The organism is Microlunatus parietis, from assembly GCF_013407955.1.
Classification (GTDB): domain Bacteria; phylum Actinomycetota; class Actinomycetes; order Propionibacteriales; family Propionibacteriaceae; genus Microlunatus; species Microlunatus parietis.
The window spans coordinates 7,149,623-7,165,251 of record NZ_JACCBU010000001.1; the positions used below are offsets into that span (position 1 = coordinate 7,149,623).

Annotated in this window: 12 protein-coding genes; 5 read left to right on the forward strand and 7 right to left on the reverse strand. The window is 71.6% G+C overall.

The window, feature by feature from the left end:
- Positions 1-35 precede the first annotated feature (35 nt).
- The 4 genes from def to BKA15_RS34225 all read right to left on the reverse strand — a co-directional run bounded on the left by def (position 36) and on the right by BKA15_RS34225 (position 3,750).
- Positions 36-605 carry a peptide deformylase gene (gene def / locus BKA15_RS34210; RefSeq protein ID WP_179758068.1) on the reverse strand — a complete coding sequence of 190 codons (570 nt, stop codon included), beginning with the start codon at positions 603-605 and terminating at the stop codon, positions 36-38.
- A gap of 50 nt (positions 606-655) precedes the next feature.
- Positions 656-1,654: an aldo/keto reductase gene (locus BKA15_RS34215; RefSeq protein WP_179758069.1), complete on the reverse strand. Its 999-nt coding sequence runs from the start codon at positions 1,652-1,654 to the stop codon at positions 656-658.
- Between the two features lie 82 nt (positions 1,655-1,736).
- Entirely contained in the window at positions 1,737-2,024 is a 288-nt protein-coding gene (locus BKA15_RS37155) for an SDR family NAD(P)-dependent oxidoreductase (RefSeq protein WP_312879647.1), read from the reverse strand.
- Positions 2,025-2,196: 172 nt separating this feature from the next.
- Positions 2,197-3,750 (reverse strand): flavin-containing monooxygenase, encoded by a 1,554-nt coding sequence (locus tag BKA15_RS34225; protein WP_179758071.1) that lies wholly within the window; start codon positions 3,748-3,750, stop codon positions 2,197-2,199.
- Between the two features lie 46 nt (positions 3,751-3,796).
- On the opposite strand from BKA15_RS34225, the gene BKA15_RS34230 reads away from it, so the two are divergent.
- Positions 3,797-4,789, forward strand: a complete 993-nt coding sequence (locus tag BKA15_RS34230; RefSeq protein ID WP_179758072.1) for a small ribosomal subunit Rsm22 family protein — start codon at positions 3,797-3,799, stop codon at positions 4,787-4,789.
- A gap of 3 nt (positions 4,790-4,792) precedes the next feature.
- Here the strand turns inward: BKA15_RS34230 and BKA15_RS34235 are convergent, their stop codons facing one another.
- Positions 4,793-6,211 (reverse strand): SDR family NAD(P)-dependent oxidoreductase, encoded by a 1,419-nt coding sequence (locus BKA15_RS34235; protein ID WP_312879649.1) that lies wholly within the window; start codon positions 6,209-6,211, stop codon positions 4,793-4,795.
- 112 nt (positions 6,212-6,323) lie between these two features.
- Between BKA15_RS34235 and BKA15_RS34240 the strand changes: the two genes are divergently transcribed.
- Positions 6,324-7,073 carry a class I SAM-dependent methyltransferase gene (locus BKA15_RS34240; RefSeq protein WP_179758074.1) on the forward strand — a complete coding sequence of 250 codons (750 nt, stop codon included), beginning with the start codon at positions 6,324-6,326 and terminating at the stop codon, positions 7,071-7,073.
- 207 nt (positions 7,074-7,280) lie between these two features.
- Here the strand turns inward: BKA15_RS34240 and BKA15_RS34245 are convergent, their stop codons facing one another.
- Positions 7,281-8,819, reverse strand: coding sequence for a glycosyltransferase family 2 protein (locus BKA15_RS34245; RefSeq protein ID WP_179758075.1), 1,539 nt, complete (start codon positions 8,817-8,819; stop codon positions 7,281-7,283).
- 103 nt (positions 8,820-8,922) lie between these two features.
- Between BKA15_RS34245 and BKA15_RS34250 the strand changes: the two genes are divergently transcribed.
- From BKA15_RS34250 to BKA15_RS34260, 3 genes are all read left to right on the forward strand, one after another.
- Positions 8,923-11,169, forward strand: coding sequence for a CDP-glycerol glycerophosphotransferase family protein (locus BKA15_RS34250; RefSeq protein ID WP_179758076.1), 2,247 nt, complete (start codon positions 8,923-8,925; stop codon positions 11,167-11,169).
- Positions 11,170-11,189: 20 nt separating this feature from the next.
- Entirely contained in the window at positions 11,190-11,936 is a 747-nt protein-coding gene (locus tag BKA15_RS34255; RefSeq protein WP_179758077.1) for a class I SAM-dependent methyltransferase, read from the forward strand.
- Between the two features lie 108 nt (positions 11,937-12,044).
- Positions 12,045-13,904 carry a glycosyltransferase family A protein gene (locus BKA15_RS34260; RefSeq protein ID WP_179758078.1) on the forward strand — a complete coding sequence of 620 codons (1,860 nt, stop codon included), beginning with the start codon at positions 12,045-12,047 and terminating at the stop codon, positions 13,902-13,904.
- A 144-nt stretch (positions 13,905-14,048) separates the two neighbouring features.
- On the opposite strand, the gene BKA15_RS34265 is transcribed toward BKA15_RS34260, so the two are convergent.
- On the reverse strand, positions 14,049-15,557 hold the full coding sequence (locus BKA15_RS34265) for a glycosyltransferase (protein ID WP_179758079.1): 1,509 nt from the start codon (positions 15,555-15,557) through the stop codon (positions 14,049-14,051).
- Between the last annotated feature and the right edge of the window lie 72 nt (positions 15,558-15,629).

Consider the following 15,629-nt stretch of genomic DNA (forward strand, 5'->3'; position numbering starts at 1 on the left):
GGGAGTACGCGGCGGAATGCTCCCCAGTCGATCAGTCAGGTCGCGTCGGTGACCGGCCAGTCGGCGGGGAAGCGGTCTTCGTAGCGGGCCGCCTGGCGGTACAGGTCCTTGCGGCGGCGGGTGTTCAGCCGATCGCCGTACACGGTGCCGCGGGTGTGGTCGGTCTCGTGTTGCAGGCAGCGGCCCAGCGTGCCGCCGCCGGTGATCACGACCGGCTCGCCGAATTGATCTTGGCCGCGGCAGGTCGCGTATTCGGGCCGGGACACGTCCGCCTCGCCGCCGGGCAGTGACAGGCAGCCCTCGCCCAGGGTGATCAGGCTGCGCCGTCCGGGCGGGTCCAGCACCGGATTGCACACCACGCCGATCCGGCGTTCCCAGGTCTGGTCCGGGCAGTCGTAGACGAAGACCGCGAGGTCCACACCGATCTGCTGCGCCGCGAGCCCGGCCCCGTTCGCGGCCCGGTTGGTGGCGAACATGTCGGCCAGCAGCTGCTGCAACTCCGGACCGAAATCGGTGACGGGTCGGGCAGGCCGGTGCAGGACCGGATCGCCCCAGCGGACGATCGGCCGGGGACGGCCCAGGCGGAGCAGTTCAGCGATCGGCATCGGACCATCGTGCAGCATCCGAGCCGGCTTCGCACGACGCCCCGGGACGCTCAGGGGCGGCGGACGAACTGGGGCAGCCGCTGGAGCGCGTACGGATAGGGCAGCGGCCGGCTACTGACCTGGTCCAGCGCCGCGAGTTGATCATCGGTCAGCGACCAGCCGACGGCGCCGAGATTGTCCTCGAGCTGGCCGACCGTCCTGGCTCCGATGATCGGCGCGGTCACCCCCGGCTGCTGCAGCAGCCAGCGCAGCGCGACCTGGGACGGCGTCCGGCCGAGCTCGGCGGCGATCGCCGCGACCGCGTCGACCACCTGCCAGGTGTCCTCGGTCGCCTTCCGTTGCCAGCCCTCGGTCTGCTCGGCGTACCGGCTCTCAGCGGGCGGAGCCGTCTGGTCCCGGGTGTAGCGGCCGCTCAGCCAGCCGCCGTCCAGCGGGCTCCAGCAGATCACGCCGAGTCCTTCGTTCCGGCAGATCGGCAGCAGCTCCAACTCGGCGTCACGTTGCAGCAGGTTGTAGAGCGGTTGCAGGGCGACGAACGGCTCCCAGCCGTGCTGCCGGGCCAGATCAATCGACTTCTGCAACTGCCAGCCCGTGTAGTTGCTGGCACCGACGAAGCGCACCTTGCCGGACCTCACCAGCCCGTCCAGCGTCGAGAGCGTCTCCTCGATCGGCGTCGCATCGTCGAAGACGTGGATCTGGTACAGGTCGAGATAGTCGGTCTGCAGCCGGCGCAGGCTCGCCTCGACCGCCCGGATCAGATGCTTGCGGCCGGCGCCGTTCATCGGGCCGCCGGCGACCGATTCGCCATACGCCTTGCTGGCGATCACCAGCCGGTCCCGGTCCTGCCGCGCCAGCCAGCGACCGAGGATGGTCTCGGAGCCACCCAGCTGATAGACGTCGGCGGTGTCGATGAACGTCCCGCCGGCCGCGACGAACGCGTCCAGCATCCGATGCGCCTCGGCCTCCTCGGTTCGGTCCCCGAACGACATCGTGCCGAGCGCGAGCTCACTGACCTGCAACCCGGTCCGTCCCAGAAATCTGCTCTCCATGGGCGGAGCCTAGGATCCGAGCTGCCCCCGCGCCCGGGCCAATCGCCGCACAGGATCACGGGCCAATCCCGGCCGGCTCCGCTCAGCGGGCCCAGCGTCGACGGTTCAGCAGGAGCGACAGCGCGGCGGGGTAGTGGCCGGGTGTGATCCGGGCGAGCAGGTCGGGCACGGTGGGGGCGATCCCGGTCCGGATGCCGCCCGGATGGACCACCGTGACGCCGACCGCCGGGGTCCGCTCGGCGCGCAGCGACTCGGTGAAGCCGCGGACCGCGAACTTGCTGGTCGCATAGGCCGCCTGCCCGGCCGGCGCGATCAGGCCGAACAGGCTGGAAACGTTGACCAGATGGGAACCCGGATGGGAGCGGACCACGGGGATCAGGGCGCGGCAGAGGGTTACCGTCGCGTGCAGGTTGACCGGGCCAGGTCGGTGGCCAGCCGCTCGGTCGCGGCCGGGTCGGCGAGGTCGGCCAGGTAGCAGGTCACCGCCGTCCGCTGCCCGAGCGCTGGGGCGACACGGCCCAGCAGCTCGGCGTCCCGGTCGATCAGGGCGAGCCGCGGGCTCCGGTCGGCGAGTTGGTACGCGAGCCGTTCGCCGCTCGATCATGATCAACGGGGGACCGGCCATGATCAGGAGCGGCCCGCCGGCGGAACTGCAGGATGCCGTCGCGCAGCGGCCGGAAGCGCAGCGGCCGGAAGCGCAGCGGCCAGAGCTCGCGCAGGTAGTTCTGGTGGATCAGCCACGGCGACCGCTTGCCTTGCTTGGGCAGCGCTGCGGCGGCCCGGGCGATGTAGCCGGAGCGGAGATCGAGCAGCGGCCGGTCGCCCAGATCACCCTTCGGCGGCTCCGGCACCACCCGGTCGAAGCCGCGCCGGTCCATCAGGCGCAGCAGCCGGACCAGGTAGCCGCTGACCAGGTCGGCCCGCAGCGTCCAGGAGGCGTTGACGTAGCCGATCACCAGGCTCAGGTTCGGCACGCCGCAGAGCATGACGCCGCGGTACGTCACCGTACGGCCCGGATCGACCGGGACGCCGTCGACGCTGAGCCGGATGCCGCCAGCGATCCGTACCGTCAGGCCGGTCGCGGTGATGATCAACTCGGCGTCCAGCTCGCGGCCGGAGCGCAGCCGCAGCCCGGTCGGGGTGAAGGTGTCGATCCGGCCCGTGACGACCTCGACCCGGCCCTCGTTGATCGCGTGGAACAGGTCGCCGTCCGGGACGACGCAGAGCCGCTGGTCCCACGGCTGATAGGGCGGTGTGAAATGCGTGTCCAGGTCGTACGGCTCCGGCAGGGCGTGCCGCAGACCACGGCGGAGCCGCGCCTTCATCTCCTCCGGCCGGCGGCGGGACAACTCGTAGGAGGCCTGCGTCAGCAGCAGATTCCGCCAGCGGACCAGCCACGGCCGGAGCCGGCTCGGCAGCCAGCCGGGCAGCCGCTCGGCGAACGGGTCGTCCCGCGGCTGGGACACCACGTAGCTCGGCGTGCGCTGCACCATGATCACCTTCGCCGCGGTCCGGGCCAGCGCCGGAACCAGCGTCATCGCGGTCGCGCCACTGCCGATCACGATCACCCGCTTGCCGTCGTGATCAAGGTCCGCCGGCCACTGCTGCGGATGGACGATCCGCCCGCGGAACTCCTGCTCGCCGGGGAAGTCGGGCCGGTGACCGGCCTCGAAGTCGTAATAGCCGGCGCACAGCGCGAGCCAGCGGCAGGACAGCGTGCGGAGTTCGCCGCCGTGTTCGACCGTGACCGTCCATTGCGCCGCCGTGTCGTCCCAGTCCGCCGCCCGCACCCGGTGACCGAACCGGATCTCGCGGTCCACGCCGAACGCCCGCGCGGTGTCCTCGACGTAGTTGCGGATCGAGGCGCCGTCGGCGATCGCCCGCGGCCCGCGCCACGGCCGGAACGCATAGCCGAGGGTGAACATGTCCGAGTCCGAACGCACGCCCGGATAGCGGAACAGGTCCCAGGTCCCGCCGATCCGGTCCCGCGACTCGAGCACCGCGAACGTCCGGCCCGGGCGGCGCCGCCGGAGCTGACACGCGGCCCCGATCCCGGAGATGCCCGCGCCGACGATGATCACGTCGAACCGCTCCATCTTCCCTATCGTAGAGTCGGGACCAGATCCGGGGACCGAGTCGATCATGAAGGACGGTGCGGTGCAGCCACTGCCGGAACCGCTGGCCGAGGGCCTGCAGCGGCTGGCCGGTTCGCTGCCGACCGCTCGGCTGGCCGACCTGACCGGGCGGCTGATCGACCGCTACCAGGCCGACCGCCCGGCGCCGGCCGGCGCGCCGATCGTGGCGGCCGAGGAGCAGGCGGCCGCCTATGCGCTGTACCGGATGCCGGCCACCTTCGCCGCCGTCCGGTCGGCGCTGCACCAGGCGGCAGCGGCGCTGCCGGACTTCCGGCCGGAGCGGCACGTCGATCTCGGCGGCGGCACCGGAGGAGCGGTCTGGGCGGCTGCGCAGACCTGGCCCGGAATCGCCGAGCACCGGGTGATCGAGCAGGCGCCGGCCATGATCACGGTGGGCCGCCGGTTGCTGGCCGGCGCCGACGGTCCGGTCGGCGGGACGGCCTGGATCCGTTCCCTGCTGGACGATGCGCTGATCTTGCCGGAAGCCGATCTGATCACGATCTCGTACGTGCTCGGCGAGCTGGACCCGGCGTCGCGCCGGACCATGATCACCAAGCTGGCCGACGCGGGCGCCACGATCGCGATCATCGAGCCCGGCACCAAGGCGGGCTATCGCCGGGTCCTGGACGCCCGGGACCAGTTGATCACGGCCGGGCTGCGGATCGCCGCGCCCTGTCCGCACGACCTGGAGTGTCCGATGGCCGACAACGACGACTGGTGCCACTTCGCCGTCCGGATCGGGCGCTCGGCCACCCACCGGGTGATCAAGAACGCCGAGCTCTCCTACGAGGACGAGAAGTTCAGCTACCTGGTCGCGACCCGGGAACCGGTCGCGCCGGCGCCGGCTCGGATCGTCCGGCATCCCGGATATGCCAAGGGGCAGGTGGATCTGACGCTGTGCACGGTGCCGCCGGGGATCGAGCGGACCAAGATCACGAAGCGGGCCAAGGACGACTACCGCACGGCCAGGAAGGTCGAGTGGGGCGACCGCTGGCCCTGATGGTCAGCCGTTTTCGAGCGCGGCCGGGCCCTCTGAGCGGCGGATGTCGATCACGTGGCCGGACTGGCCGGAGAGCAGCACGTCCAGCGACTGCCGGGCGACCTCTGCCGAGGTGAGCAGCGTGCCGGGCGGCTCGTCGCCGAACGCCTTCGTGCGCATCGGCGTACCCGTCCGTTCCGGATTCAGGCAGTTCACCCGTACCCCGGCGTCGGCCCACTCGTCGGCCAGCGCCTGGGTCAGATTGACCACCGCCGCCTTCGCCGACGAATAGAGCGAGTAGCCGGACCGGCCGCGGGTGTAGGAGGACGAGGTGAACAGCAGCAGCGATCCGTGGCTCGCGGCCAGGTGCGGGAAGAACTCCTGGGCGATGAACACCGGCGCCAGGTAGTTGATCTCCGTCGCCGCGTAGATCGCCTCCTCCGAGTATTCGGCCAGTTCGCCGAGCGGCAGGATGCCGGCCGTGTTGACCACGAAGTCGACCCGGCCGTCCTTCGCGATGACCTCCTCGGCGGCCTTCGTGATGTCAGCCCGGCGCTCGACGTGGGTGTCGGTCGAGGAGCGGGAGAACGCGCGCACGGTCGCGCCGTAGCCCGCGGCGAGCTCGGCGATGTCGTGGCCGATCCCGTACGAGCCGCCGAAGACGACCATGATCTTTCCGGCCAGCCGGCGCCGGTACTCGTCGTCGCTGAGCGGCTCCGGGCGATCGGCCGAGGCCAACTGGAACAGCTTGTCCGCAAGGGAGATGTCGATCGGCTCGGTGACCTTCATGTTGCGCTCGTGGCCGGCGACGACGGCGATCTCGACGTCCGGCAGGTAGCGCAGGACGACGGTGCAGTCGTCGGTCGCCATGAAGTTCGGGTCCTCGGCCGCCTTCGCGTACGCCGCCCTGATCGTGGAGAGCCGGAACGACTGCGGCGTCTGGCCGCGGCGCAGCAGATGCCGGGGCAGTACGTCGGTCATCCGGGCGCCGGGATCGTCGACCATGATCACCGTGTCCGCCGACGGGATCGCGGTGTCCACCGCCTGGTGGGTGCGCAGCGCCTCGACGTTCGCCGCGATGATCGTCTGCGACACCAGCGGCCGGACCGCGTCGTGCAGCAGCACGTTGCAATCCTCGTCGCCGAGCGCGTTGAGCGCGATGGCGGTGGTGTCGTTGCGGGTGCCGCCCGCGCCGGCCCCCTCCAGGATCTGGCTGACCTTGTCGTAGCCGCCCTTCTTGACGATGGCCCGGATCTCGTCCAGGTAGCCCGGGGTCATCAGCACGAGGATCTCGTCGATCAGCGGCGACGCCTGGAAAGTGGCCAGGGTGTGCTCGATGATCGGCTTCCCGGCGACCTTGATCAACTGTTTGGGGATGCTCATGCCGACCCGGGTGCCGATGCCTCCGGCCAGGATCACGGCGACGTTACGCAAGCTTGTCACCGGACGAACTCTAACTGTTCCGCCGTGGGACATGTGGAACACGCCGTGGCGTCACCTGGACGTCGCCGTGTGGGCGCCACCGGGAAACCTTCTGCCGCGATACCGTTGCGCGATGAAGTCCCTGGAGGTGCTGGCGGAGATCCATCGGCGGCTGCAGCCGGAGCGCTACCTCGAGATCGGGGTACGTCAGGGACACAGTCTGGCCCTGGCCCGCTGCCAGGCGATCGGGATCGATCCGCAGTACGCCATCGAGGCGGAGCTGCGCTGCGACGTGGCCCTGTTCCGGACCACGAGCGACGACTACTTCAACCGGCCCGACCCGCTGGAGCCGACCGGCGGGCGGCCGTTCGACCTGGCGTACGTGGACGGGCTGCACCTCTTCGAGTTCGTGCTCCGGGACGTGATCAACGTCGAGCGCTGCAGCTCGCCGCGCGGGGTGATCCTGCTCGACGGGGTGCTGCCGCGCAACGTCGACGAGGCCGCCCGAGTGCGGCACACCGGGGTCTGGACCGGCGACGCGTACCAGCTGATCGGCGTGCTGCGGACGTATCGGCCGGACCTCGCTGTCGTACCGCTGGCCACCGAGCCGACCGGGATGCTGCTGCTGGCCGGCCTGGACCCGACCAACACCGTGCTGGCCGCCCGCTACGACCAGATCGTCTCCGAGTTCCGAGCCACCGACCCGCAGCAGGTCCCAGCCGACCTGCTCGACCGCCTGGACGCCCAACCGGCCGCCCGCGTCCTCGAGTCCGACCTCTGGTCCGTCCTCCGCGAAGCGTCGCCCACCGACGGCCCCGTGATGGTCCAGCAACAGGTAGCCGGCTGCCTCTCCACACACCTCGGCCCCGCCTTCGCCCGCTGACCCGCCGATCCAGCGACCGGTCACAAAAGCAGGCGTTTGGGCGGCGTGTCGCTGCTGAGGTGCCCGGTCGGATAGAGCGAGCGGACCCGGCGCCGGTGCGGGCAGCATGAACTGCTCGCGATCAGGGATCGCGTGGCGAGAAAACGACCTGGATCTCATCGAAGTGCGTCGATTTCTCGCCACTCGACCAGTTCCGTCGGCGGTTCCTTAGTGGCGGGGGCGGAGGGAGCGGTTGACTCGGCGGTAGAAGGCTCGGGCGGCCGGGTTGTGGGAGAGGCGTTGCGCCGCGGGCTCGAGGAAGGCGGGGATGCGGTGGCGGAGGCGGGTCAGCACCGTGGGCGGGGGCTTCGGGGAGGTCCGGCGGGGGCGGTCCGAGGGCGGTTCGGGTTCGGGGGCGACCGGGGCGGGGATGACGCGGGGGCGGGGCGGCTTCGGGGTCGCGATGACGGCCATGCTGCCGGACGGGTCGATGCGCAGGCTGAGGCCGGTCTCGGCGGGCTTCGCGCCGCCGAACGCGACGGCCAGCGAGTTGGTGCCGGCGAGGCCGGACAGGTAGCTCTCCACCCGGGCCTGGCCGTCGGCGCAGATCAGGGTGGCCGGGGCGGCCGCGTCGCGCTGGACCAGCTGGCCGCGGATCGCGGCCGCACCGGTGACGTGGAGGGACGGCACCATCAGCCGGGCCCGGGTGCCGCGGACGCTCTCGGTGACCTCGGCGCCGTCGGCCGGCAGCGCACCGAGGGCCGGGTAGCGAGTGGCGCCGACGTCGACGGCGAGGCCGTCGCCGTGCCGGGCGGTCGCGACCAGCAGGCCGTCCAGCACCGCGGACGGTGCGTCGGCGGCCGGGATCCGGAGCCGGCAGCCGGTGTGGTCCGGGCTGATCACCGAGACCCAGAGTTCCCAGACGCCCGGGGCCAGCGGCTCGCCAAGAGCGGCCCGGCGCGGATCGAGTTCGGCCCGCGCCACCCGCTTGTCGGAGTCCGGGTCGTCCGGCCGCGGCGCGTCGGTGGGCAGCCAGAAGTCCAGGCCGGACGCCGGGTGGTGGACGGCGAACCGCAGTTGTTGATCATGGAGCCGCCGGTCCGCGACCGCCATCGCGGCCGCCTCGGATCGCAGCGTCACCTCGACCCGGAGCCGGCCGTCGACCCAGCGGGCGGCCACGCCGGACCGGGTGATCGGCGGCGTGTTGCTGGGCCGCGGATCCAGATAGAGGGCGGGGTAGTCGGCCAGCACGCCGCCGCGGCGGGTGTGCCGGCGCGGATCGGTCAGGACCGCGGTCCGGTACAGCACGAACGGCTCCGGACGATCCGGTACGTCTCCGGACCAGACCGAGTTCTCGCCGAACAGGCCGTCCAGGATCCCGGCCGCGCTGCGGTAGGCGACCCGGCCGGTCAGCCGGTCCAGATCCTGTTCCGCCGCGTACCGGGTCAGTCGCTCCAGCGCCTCCGGCAGCACCCGGGCCCTGCGTTCCATCACGCTCGGGCCGAGGATCAGCGTCCAGTCGCCGCTGGCCAGCGCCGCGGCGCCGTGCTTCGACGCCTCGGCCGGCCCGGGGTTGTGGTGGACCAGGACGTTCGGCCGGTGCTGCGCGTAGCGGTCGAGGCGCCGGGCCAACTCGCCGTTGCCGGTGGCCAGGATGACCTGCAGCCGCGCGGCGGGCAGCGACTGGGCATCGAGTGAGGCCAGGGTGGCGGACAACTCCTGGGCGGGGCGGTCCGCATACACCACGACCGAGACGGAGTGCGACATCGGATCAACCTTAACGGCGATTCCCCGCTCCGTCGCCGGTTCCTGGCGCGCCGTGGACACCGTTGGCCCCGCTGCGGGCACATCGCCCGTAAACTTCCCCGCCATGGCGAGGACAGGCGAACGTCGGAGCTCCGTGACCCGGCTGAAACGGCGGCTCCGCCGCGTGGCCAAACGGACTCCGGTGCTGAACGGCCTGCTCCGCCGATACGACAGCGCCCGCAAGGCCGCGGCCCCGCCGCCCGCCGCCAAGAAGGCCCCGGCCAAGAAGGCGGCGCCGCAGCCGGCCAAGAAGGCGGCCGCGTCCAAGATCAACTTCGGCGATCTGGTGTTCGTGGTCGCCGGGGTCCGCTGGCTCGGCCCGGCGACGTACGAACTCACCGGCTGGGCGTACGGCAGCAAGCTGCCCGCGACGATCAACCCGCCCCAGCTCCGGCTCTGGCTGGCCGGCGGCGACCTGTCGGTGGAGGCGACCGTCGAGCAGCGGGTCGACCTGCGGGCGAACCTGTACGCGGCCGACGACAAGCACGACCGCAGCGGCTCCGGCTTCAAGGCGGTGGTCGACCTGAAGCCGCTGCTGACCAGCGCCGACACCGAGCAGCTCACGGTTCGCTGCGCCCTGACCCGGCAGAGTTCGAAGCTCGAGGGTACGGTCACCGGCCGGCAGGACCAGGGCTCCGCCGGCAGCCTCGCCCCGTCCGCCGGCGGCGCCGGACCGGACCAGGCGCCGCGGCACCTACAGCCGGTCTGGTCCAAGACCGACGGCCTGACGATCGTCCGCAAGGACGGCGAACCGCCGCGCCCGGCCACGGCGCCGGTGATGATCAACGAATGGGTCGCCTACGATCCCGGCGCCCCGCGGATCCGGGCCGCCGGCTGGGTCGCCGAGGACGTCGACCCGGAGACGGTGACCCTCGAACTGCGCGGGCCGCTCGGCGCGGTGCCGGCCGACCTGACCTGGCAGCGGCGCAGCTTCACCCTGACCGTCAACCTCGAGGCGAGCTTCTGGAACGGGCCGGTGGCGCCGCTGTCGATCGGCCACTACCGGCTCTGGGCCTTGGCCGGCGGCGAGCCGATCGACGTCAGGCTGGCCCCGGAGGCGATCGCCGACCTGCCGGTCGAGTTCGAGTCGAGCCGGCTCAACGCGACGCTGGGCCGCGGCGGCAAGGACGTCCCGTCGGTGCACATCGCGCCCCCGCTGCGGGTCGACGAGGCCGGCCTGTACGCGTTCCGCCAGCAGCGGGACCGCTACTGGTCCACCCCGTCCGAGCGCGACGGCTCGGTCTACTTCGAGAGCTTCTACGCCCGCAGCGCGACTGACAGCCCGCGCGCCATCCACGAGGAACTGGTCCGGCGCGGCACCGACCGCACCCTCTACTGGACGGTGGCGGACTACTCGGTGCCGCTGCCCGAGGGCGCCACGCCGCTGCTCTGGAAGAGCCGGGAGTGGTTCGAGGTGCTCGGCAAGGCCTCGTACTTCTTCCACAACTGCGGCGCGCCGATCCCGCTGCGCCAGCACAAGCGGCCCGGCCAGACCGTCGTCCAGACCTGGCACGGCACGCCGCTGAAGCTGCTCGGCAACGACCGCCCGGTGAACCGGGACCGGGCCAATTACAAGAAGCTGCAGGTCGCGCTGTCCTCGGACTGGGACTACCTGCTGGCGCAGAACTCGTACGCGGCGGAGATCTTCCGGGAGGCCTACTTCTACGAGGGCCCGCTGCTGGAGCTCGGCTACCCGCGCAACGACACGCTGGTGACCACGCCGCCGGAGCAGGTCGCCGCGATCCGAGAGGGGCTGGGCCTGCGGCCGGACCAGAAGGTGATCTTGTACGCGCCGACCTGGCGTGACGGCGAGGGACACGTCGTCGGCTACCTCGACCTGGAATGGCTGGGCCGACAGCTCGGGCCGGACTACGTCTTCCTGCTCCGCGGCCACACCAACTCGCTGCGCCCGGGGGCCCGCGTGTTCGGCAGTAACATCATCGACGCGACCTCGTACCCGCTGCTGAACGATCTGCTGCTGGCGGCCGACCTGGTGATCACCGACTACTCGTCGATCATGTTCGACTACACGGTGACCGGGAAGCCGATCCAGTTCTTCGTGCCCGACTACGACGACTACCGGGACCGCCGCCGCGGGCTCTACTTCGACCTGGCCGAGAGCGCGCCCGGGCCGCTGTCGTACACGCCGGAGGAGTTGGTCGAGAACGTTCGCAACGCGGACGCGAAGCACGCCGAGCACGCGGACGCCTATGCGGCCTGGGTGGCCAAGTTCAACCCGCGCGACGACGGCCAGGCGGCCGCGCGCGTGGTCGACGTCGTGTTCGGTGACGAGAACGTGAACCGAAAGTGAAGAGGGGATAAGTTGTGCCGATGAGGTATCTCGAGGTCCTGGAATACGCGCACCGGAAGCTGAACCCGGCCACCTATCTTGAGATCGGCGTACGGACCGGGACCAGTCTCGCGCTGGCCCGCTGCCGCGCGATCGGGATCGACCCGGCGTTCACGATCAAGTCCGAGTTGCACTGCGACGTGTCCCTGTTCCGGACCACGAGCGACGCCTACTTCAGCCAGCCCGACCCGCTGGCGGCGACCGGCGGCCGGCCGTTCGAACTGGCCTTCATCGACGGCATGCACCTCTTCGAGTACGCCCTCCGCGACTTCATCAACGCCGAACGGTACAGCTCGACCAGGGGCGTCATCTTCTTCGACGACATGATGCCGAACACGGTCGACGAGGCCGCCCGGGTCAAGCACACCCGGCTCTGGACCGGCGACGTGTACTCGATGGTCGAGGTGCTGCGCCGGTACCGCCCGGACCTGACCGTCGTCGCGATCGACGTCCGGCCGACCGGGCTGCTGCTGGTCACCGGCCTGGACCCGGAGAACACGGTGCTGGCCGACAACTTCACCGAGATCCTGGCCGAGTTCCGCAGGCCCGACCCGCAGCCGGTGCCGATCCAGCTGATCGACCGGCTCGGCGCGCAGGCCCCGGAGCGGGTCATGCAGTCCGACCTCTGGGACACGCTGAACGGCGTCCGGGCCGGCACTCCGGCGCACGAGGTGCAGGCCCAGCTGTCCGAGCGGCTCGGCGCCTCGCTCGGCGCCGCGTACGCCTGACCCCAGAAAGCCCGCGTCTCGACCCTGATTCTCTGCGCAAATCCCCGCGCCCCGCGACATCTGCGGTGATACTTGGCGGACTGCCGGAGAACGAAATCGAGGCTGGGGATGCGGACCTGCGTAAGCCTTGTCGTACCGACGTACCGGACGGAGCCGGACCACCTCGGGATGCTGGTGGAGTCGGTCGACCGGCTGACGCTGCCCGCGGACGCATTCGAGTTGATCTTCGTCGACGACGGGTCGCCGGACGACACGTACGCACGGCTTCAGAAGCTCGCCGCTGAGCGGCCCCACACGATCGCCCGGCAGATCCCCAACTCCGGCTGGCCGGGCCGGCCGCGCAACGTCGGCACCGACCAGGCGTCCGGCGAGTACGTGCTCTACCTGGATCACGACGATGTGCTGTTCCCGGACGGCCTGGAGCACGCGTACGCCTTCGGACACCGGCACCAGGCCGACGTGGTGAACGTCAAGGAGGCCCGGACCAAGGGGTGGGGCTGGGGCTGGGACACCTACGACCAGGACCGGGCCCCGGCGCCCGAGTCCGCACTGGCCGACCTGCTGCCGCTGACGCCGCACAAGCTCTACCGCCGGGACTTCCTGCGGGAGCAGCACGTGCGCTTCGACGAGCGGCGGCGGCTGCTCTGGGAGGACGTCCGGTTCAACCTACTCGCGTACGCCCGCGGTGCCCGGGTCGCCGTCTTCGGCAGCCGGGCCTGCTACCACTGGATGAAGCGGGAGGCCGGCACCTCGACCACGTTCGGGGTCGACGTGGAGGAGAAGTGGCGCAACCTGACCGACCTGGTCCGCTCCAGCGCCGACCTGCTGCCGCCCGGGCCGCGGCGCGACGAGGTGCTGCTGCACCTCTACCGGGGCCGGTTCCTGGATCGGCTCGGCGCGTGGATGCTGACCGCGCGGCCGCAGCGCCTGGAGTACGAGACGGAGCGGGCCCGCGCGCTGGCCGAGGAGCTGATCCCGGAGCGCCTGGACGCTGGACTGACGCCGCCGGTCCGCGCCCGTTCGCGCTGCCTGCGGACCGGTGACCTCGACACGGCGCGGCGGCTGGCGCTGATCGAACGCGGTGTCAGCGCGTCGGCGGTCGCGGTCGCTGTGTCCTGGCAGGGACCGCGGCTGCTGCTGACCATCGAGTCACAGCTGCGGTACGAGGGAGCGCCGCTGATCCTGACCCGGACCGCGGACGGGCGGCTGCAGCGGGAGCCGGACGCCGCCGTCCGGGCGGCACTCGGTCAAGATCAACTCGACTTCGCCGGCTCGGCGGACACCGGGCTGCTCCAGTTCGGGCTGAAGGCGCGGGACACCCGGGAGGACTGGCACGTCGGCGAACCCGGCCCGCTGGCGCTGGAGCCGGCCGGCGACCGGTTCGTGATCAAGGGCCGGCACACGGCGGCCGTCGAGATCGGGACCGCGATCTTCGGCCGGCCGCTGGGGCAGCAGCCGTACGACGTCAGCCTCAGCACCACCGCCCTGGACCGCCGGTTCCACCACGCCGCGCCCGGACCGGACGGGCTCGTGCTGCCGGCCTTGATCGACGGGACGGCGGTGATCGCCTATACCAACCGGAGCGGCGGCCTGTCGCTGGACGTGGGGGAGCGCTTCCGTACCGTCGCGGCGGGGGCGGCCTCGCCCGACGCGACCGTCGACCTGCTCCCGTCCGACGGCGGCTCGGTACTGGAGCTCGGGGTGCCGGGCGTCCACGTGCACGGCTGTACGGCCCTGCCCGGCACGGTCCGGCTGGTCCCCGACGACGACCGGGAGCCGGTCGAGCTCAGCGCGACCCTGCTCGGTTCGGACGGCCGGGCCCGGATCCGTACCGCGGCGGCGGCGATCGCCCCGGGCACGTACACGATCCAGGTGCGGTTCAGCGGCCGCACCACGAAGACCGACCACACGGTGACCGTACGGTCGACCCTCAGCACCCGCTTCCGCCGCCTGCTCCACCGGCGCTGAGTCCCTGCCGAGGGGCCGTCAGTTTTTCACGTTGCGTGAAAAACTGGCGCTTTACCAGAGAAACTTCCCTGGTAAAGCGACAACTTTTCACGGGACGTGAAAAACCGACACCCCGGTCCGGAAGCGGATGGGGCGCGGAGATGGTCAGCGCAGGGCGCGGTTGATCCGGCCGTAGAGCGAGCGGGCCGCGGAGTTGCGGGACAGGCCCTTCACGGCCGGCTCCAGGAAGCCGGGGACGCGGCGGCGCAGCTTGGTCAGGGCCGTCGGCGGGGCCTTCTTCTTCGCCTTCTTCTTGGCCGCCGGCTTCGGCTTCGGCGGCGCCGGCTTCGGGGCGGGCTTGGCGACCGGCTTGGGAGCCGGAGGCTTCGGGGCCGGCTTGGGCGGCGTCGGCGCGATGGACATGGCGCCGACCGGGTCGATGGTCAGGGTCAGGCCGGTGTCGGCGGCGTGGCTGGTGCCGAACTTGGTCAGCAGCGGGCTGCTGCCGGCCATTCCGGACAGCAGGCACTCGACCCGGGCCTCGCCGTCAGTGGCGATCAGTTCGGCTGGCAGCGGGAACGTGCCCTGCTGCAGGAAGCCCTCGATCCGGGCGTCGCCGTGCACGTGCAGCCCCGGTGCCGGCAGGGTCGCGAGGGTGCCCCCGGCGGCCTCGGTGATCGTGGCCCGCCCGGCCGGCAGCTCACCGAGCCCGGCCAGCATGGTGGCGCCGAGGTCGAGCGAGAACCCGTTCCCGGTCACGCCGAGGGCGACCAGCGTGCCGTCGACGACGGCCGACGGCGCGGTGATCGGTGGCACGCGGACCCGTTCGCCGGTGCCGTCGCCGTCGATCGCGGTCAGCCACAGGCCCCAGGCGCCGCCGGCGAGCTGCGGCACCTCGGCCTCGGCGGCGAGATCGATCGTGGCCCGGACGACGGTGCCGCCGTCGGCGGCGGGTTCGGTCGTCGTCGGCAGCCAGTGCTCCAGGCCGGTGGCCCGGTGCTGCAAGGTGTACGCCAGCTCGGCGGACGAGGACGCGGTGGCGGTCACGGTCAAGACGGTGCCCTGCCAGGAGGCGGCCGCGTCGGTCATCGCGAAGGACGCCGCCGGACCCTCGGCACCGTCCTGCTCGCCGAGCACCAGGCACGCGTAATCGGCGAACACGCCGCCGGTGCCCGGATTGTCGGAGGCGTTCCGGAGCCGCTCGGTCCGGTGCAGGATGCACGGCGACGGCGGCACCGGACCGCCGGAACGCTGCTCGGTCAGCCGGAACAGGCCGGTCAGCCGCCCCTTCGCGTTCCGGTACGCGACCTGCGCCGCGAGCCAGTCCAGTTGATGCTTTTCGGCGTGGTCGACCAGCCGGCGCAGCGACTCGGGCAGCAGCTCGGCGTCCCGGGTCGCCGTCTCCGTACCGAAGATCACGGTCCAGGCGCCGGAGGCCGCGCCGAACGCCTGGGCCAGGGCCGCCTCGGCCGGGCCGGCGGACCGGCGCACGGTCACGTTCGGGCGCCGCGCGGCCAGGTCCTCCAGCCGCTCGGCCTGCCCGTCACCGGTACTGACCAGCACGATCTCCAGTTCGGACGGGTTCAGCGTCTGCTTGTCCAGGGAGGAGATCAGCTTCGCCAGCCGTCGCGGCTCGCGGTCGGCGGTGATCAGTACCGAAACTTCTACGGGCATCCGGGTGTCCTGTTGTTCGAGAGTTGTCAGTTCGTCGTAACCTGCACACTACCGTCGGGTTCTTCGATGGTC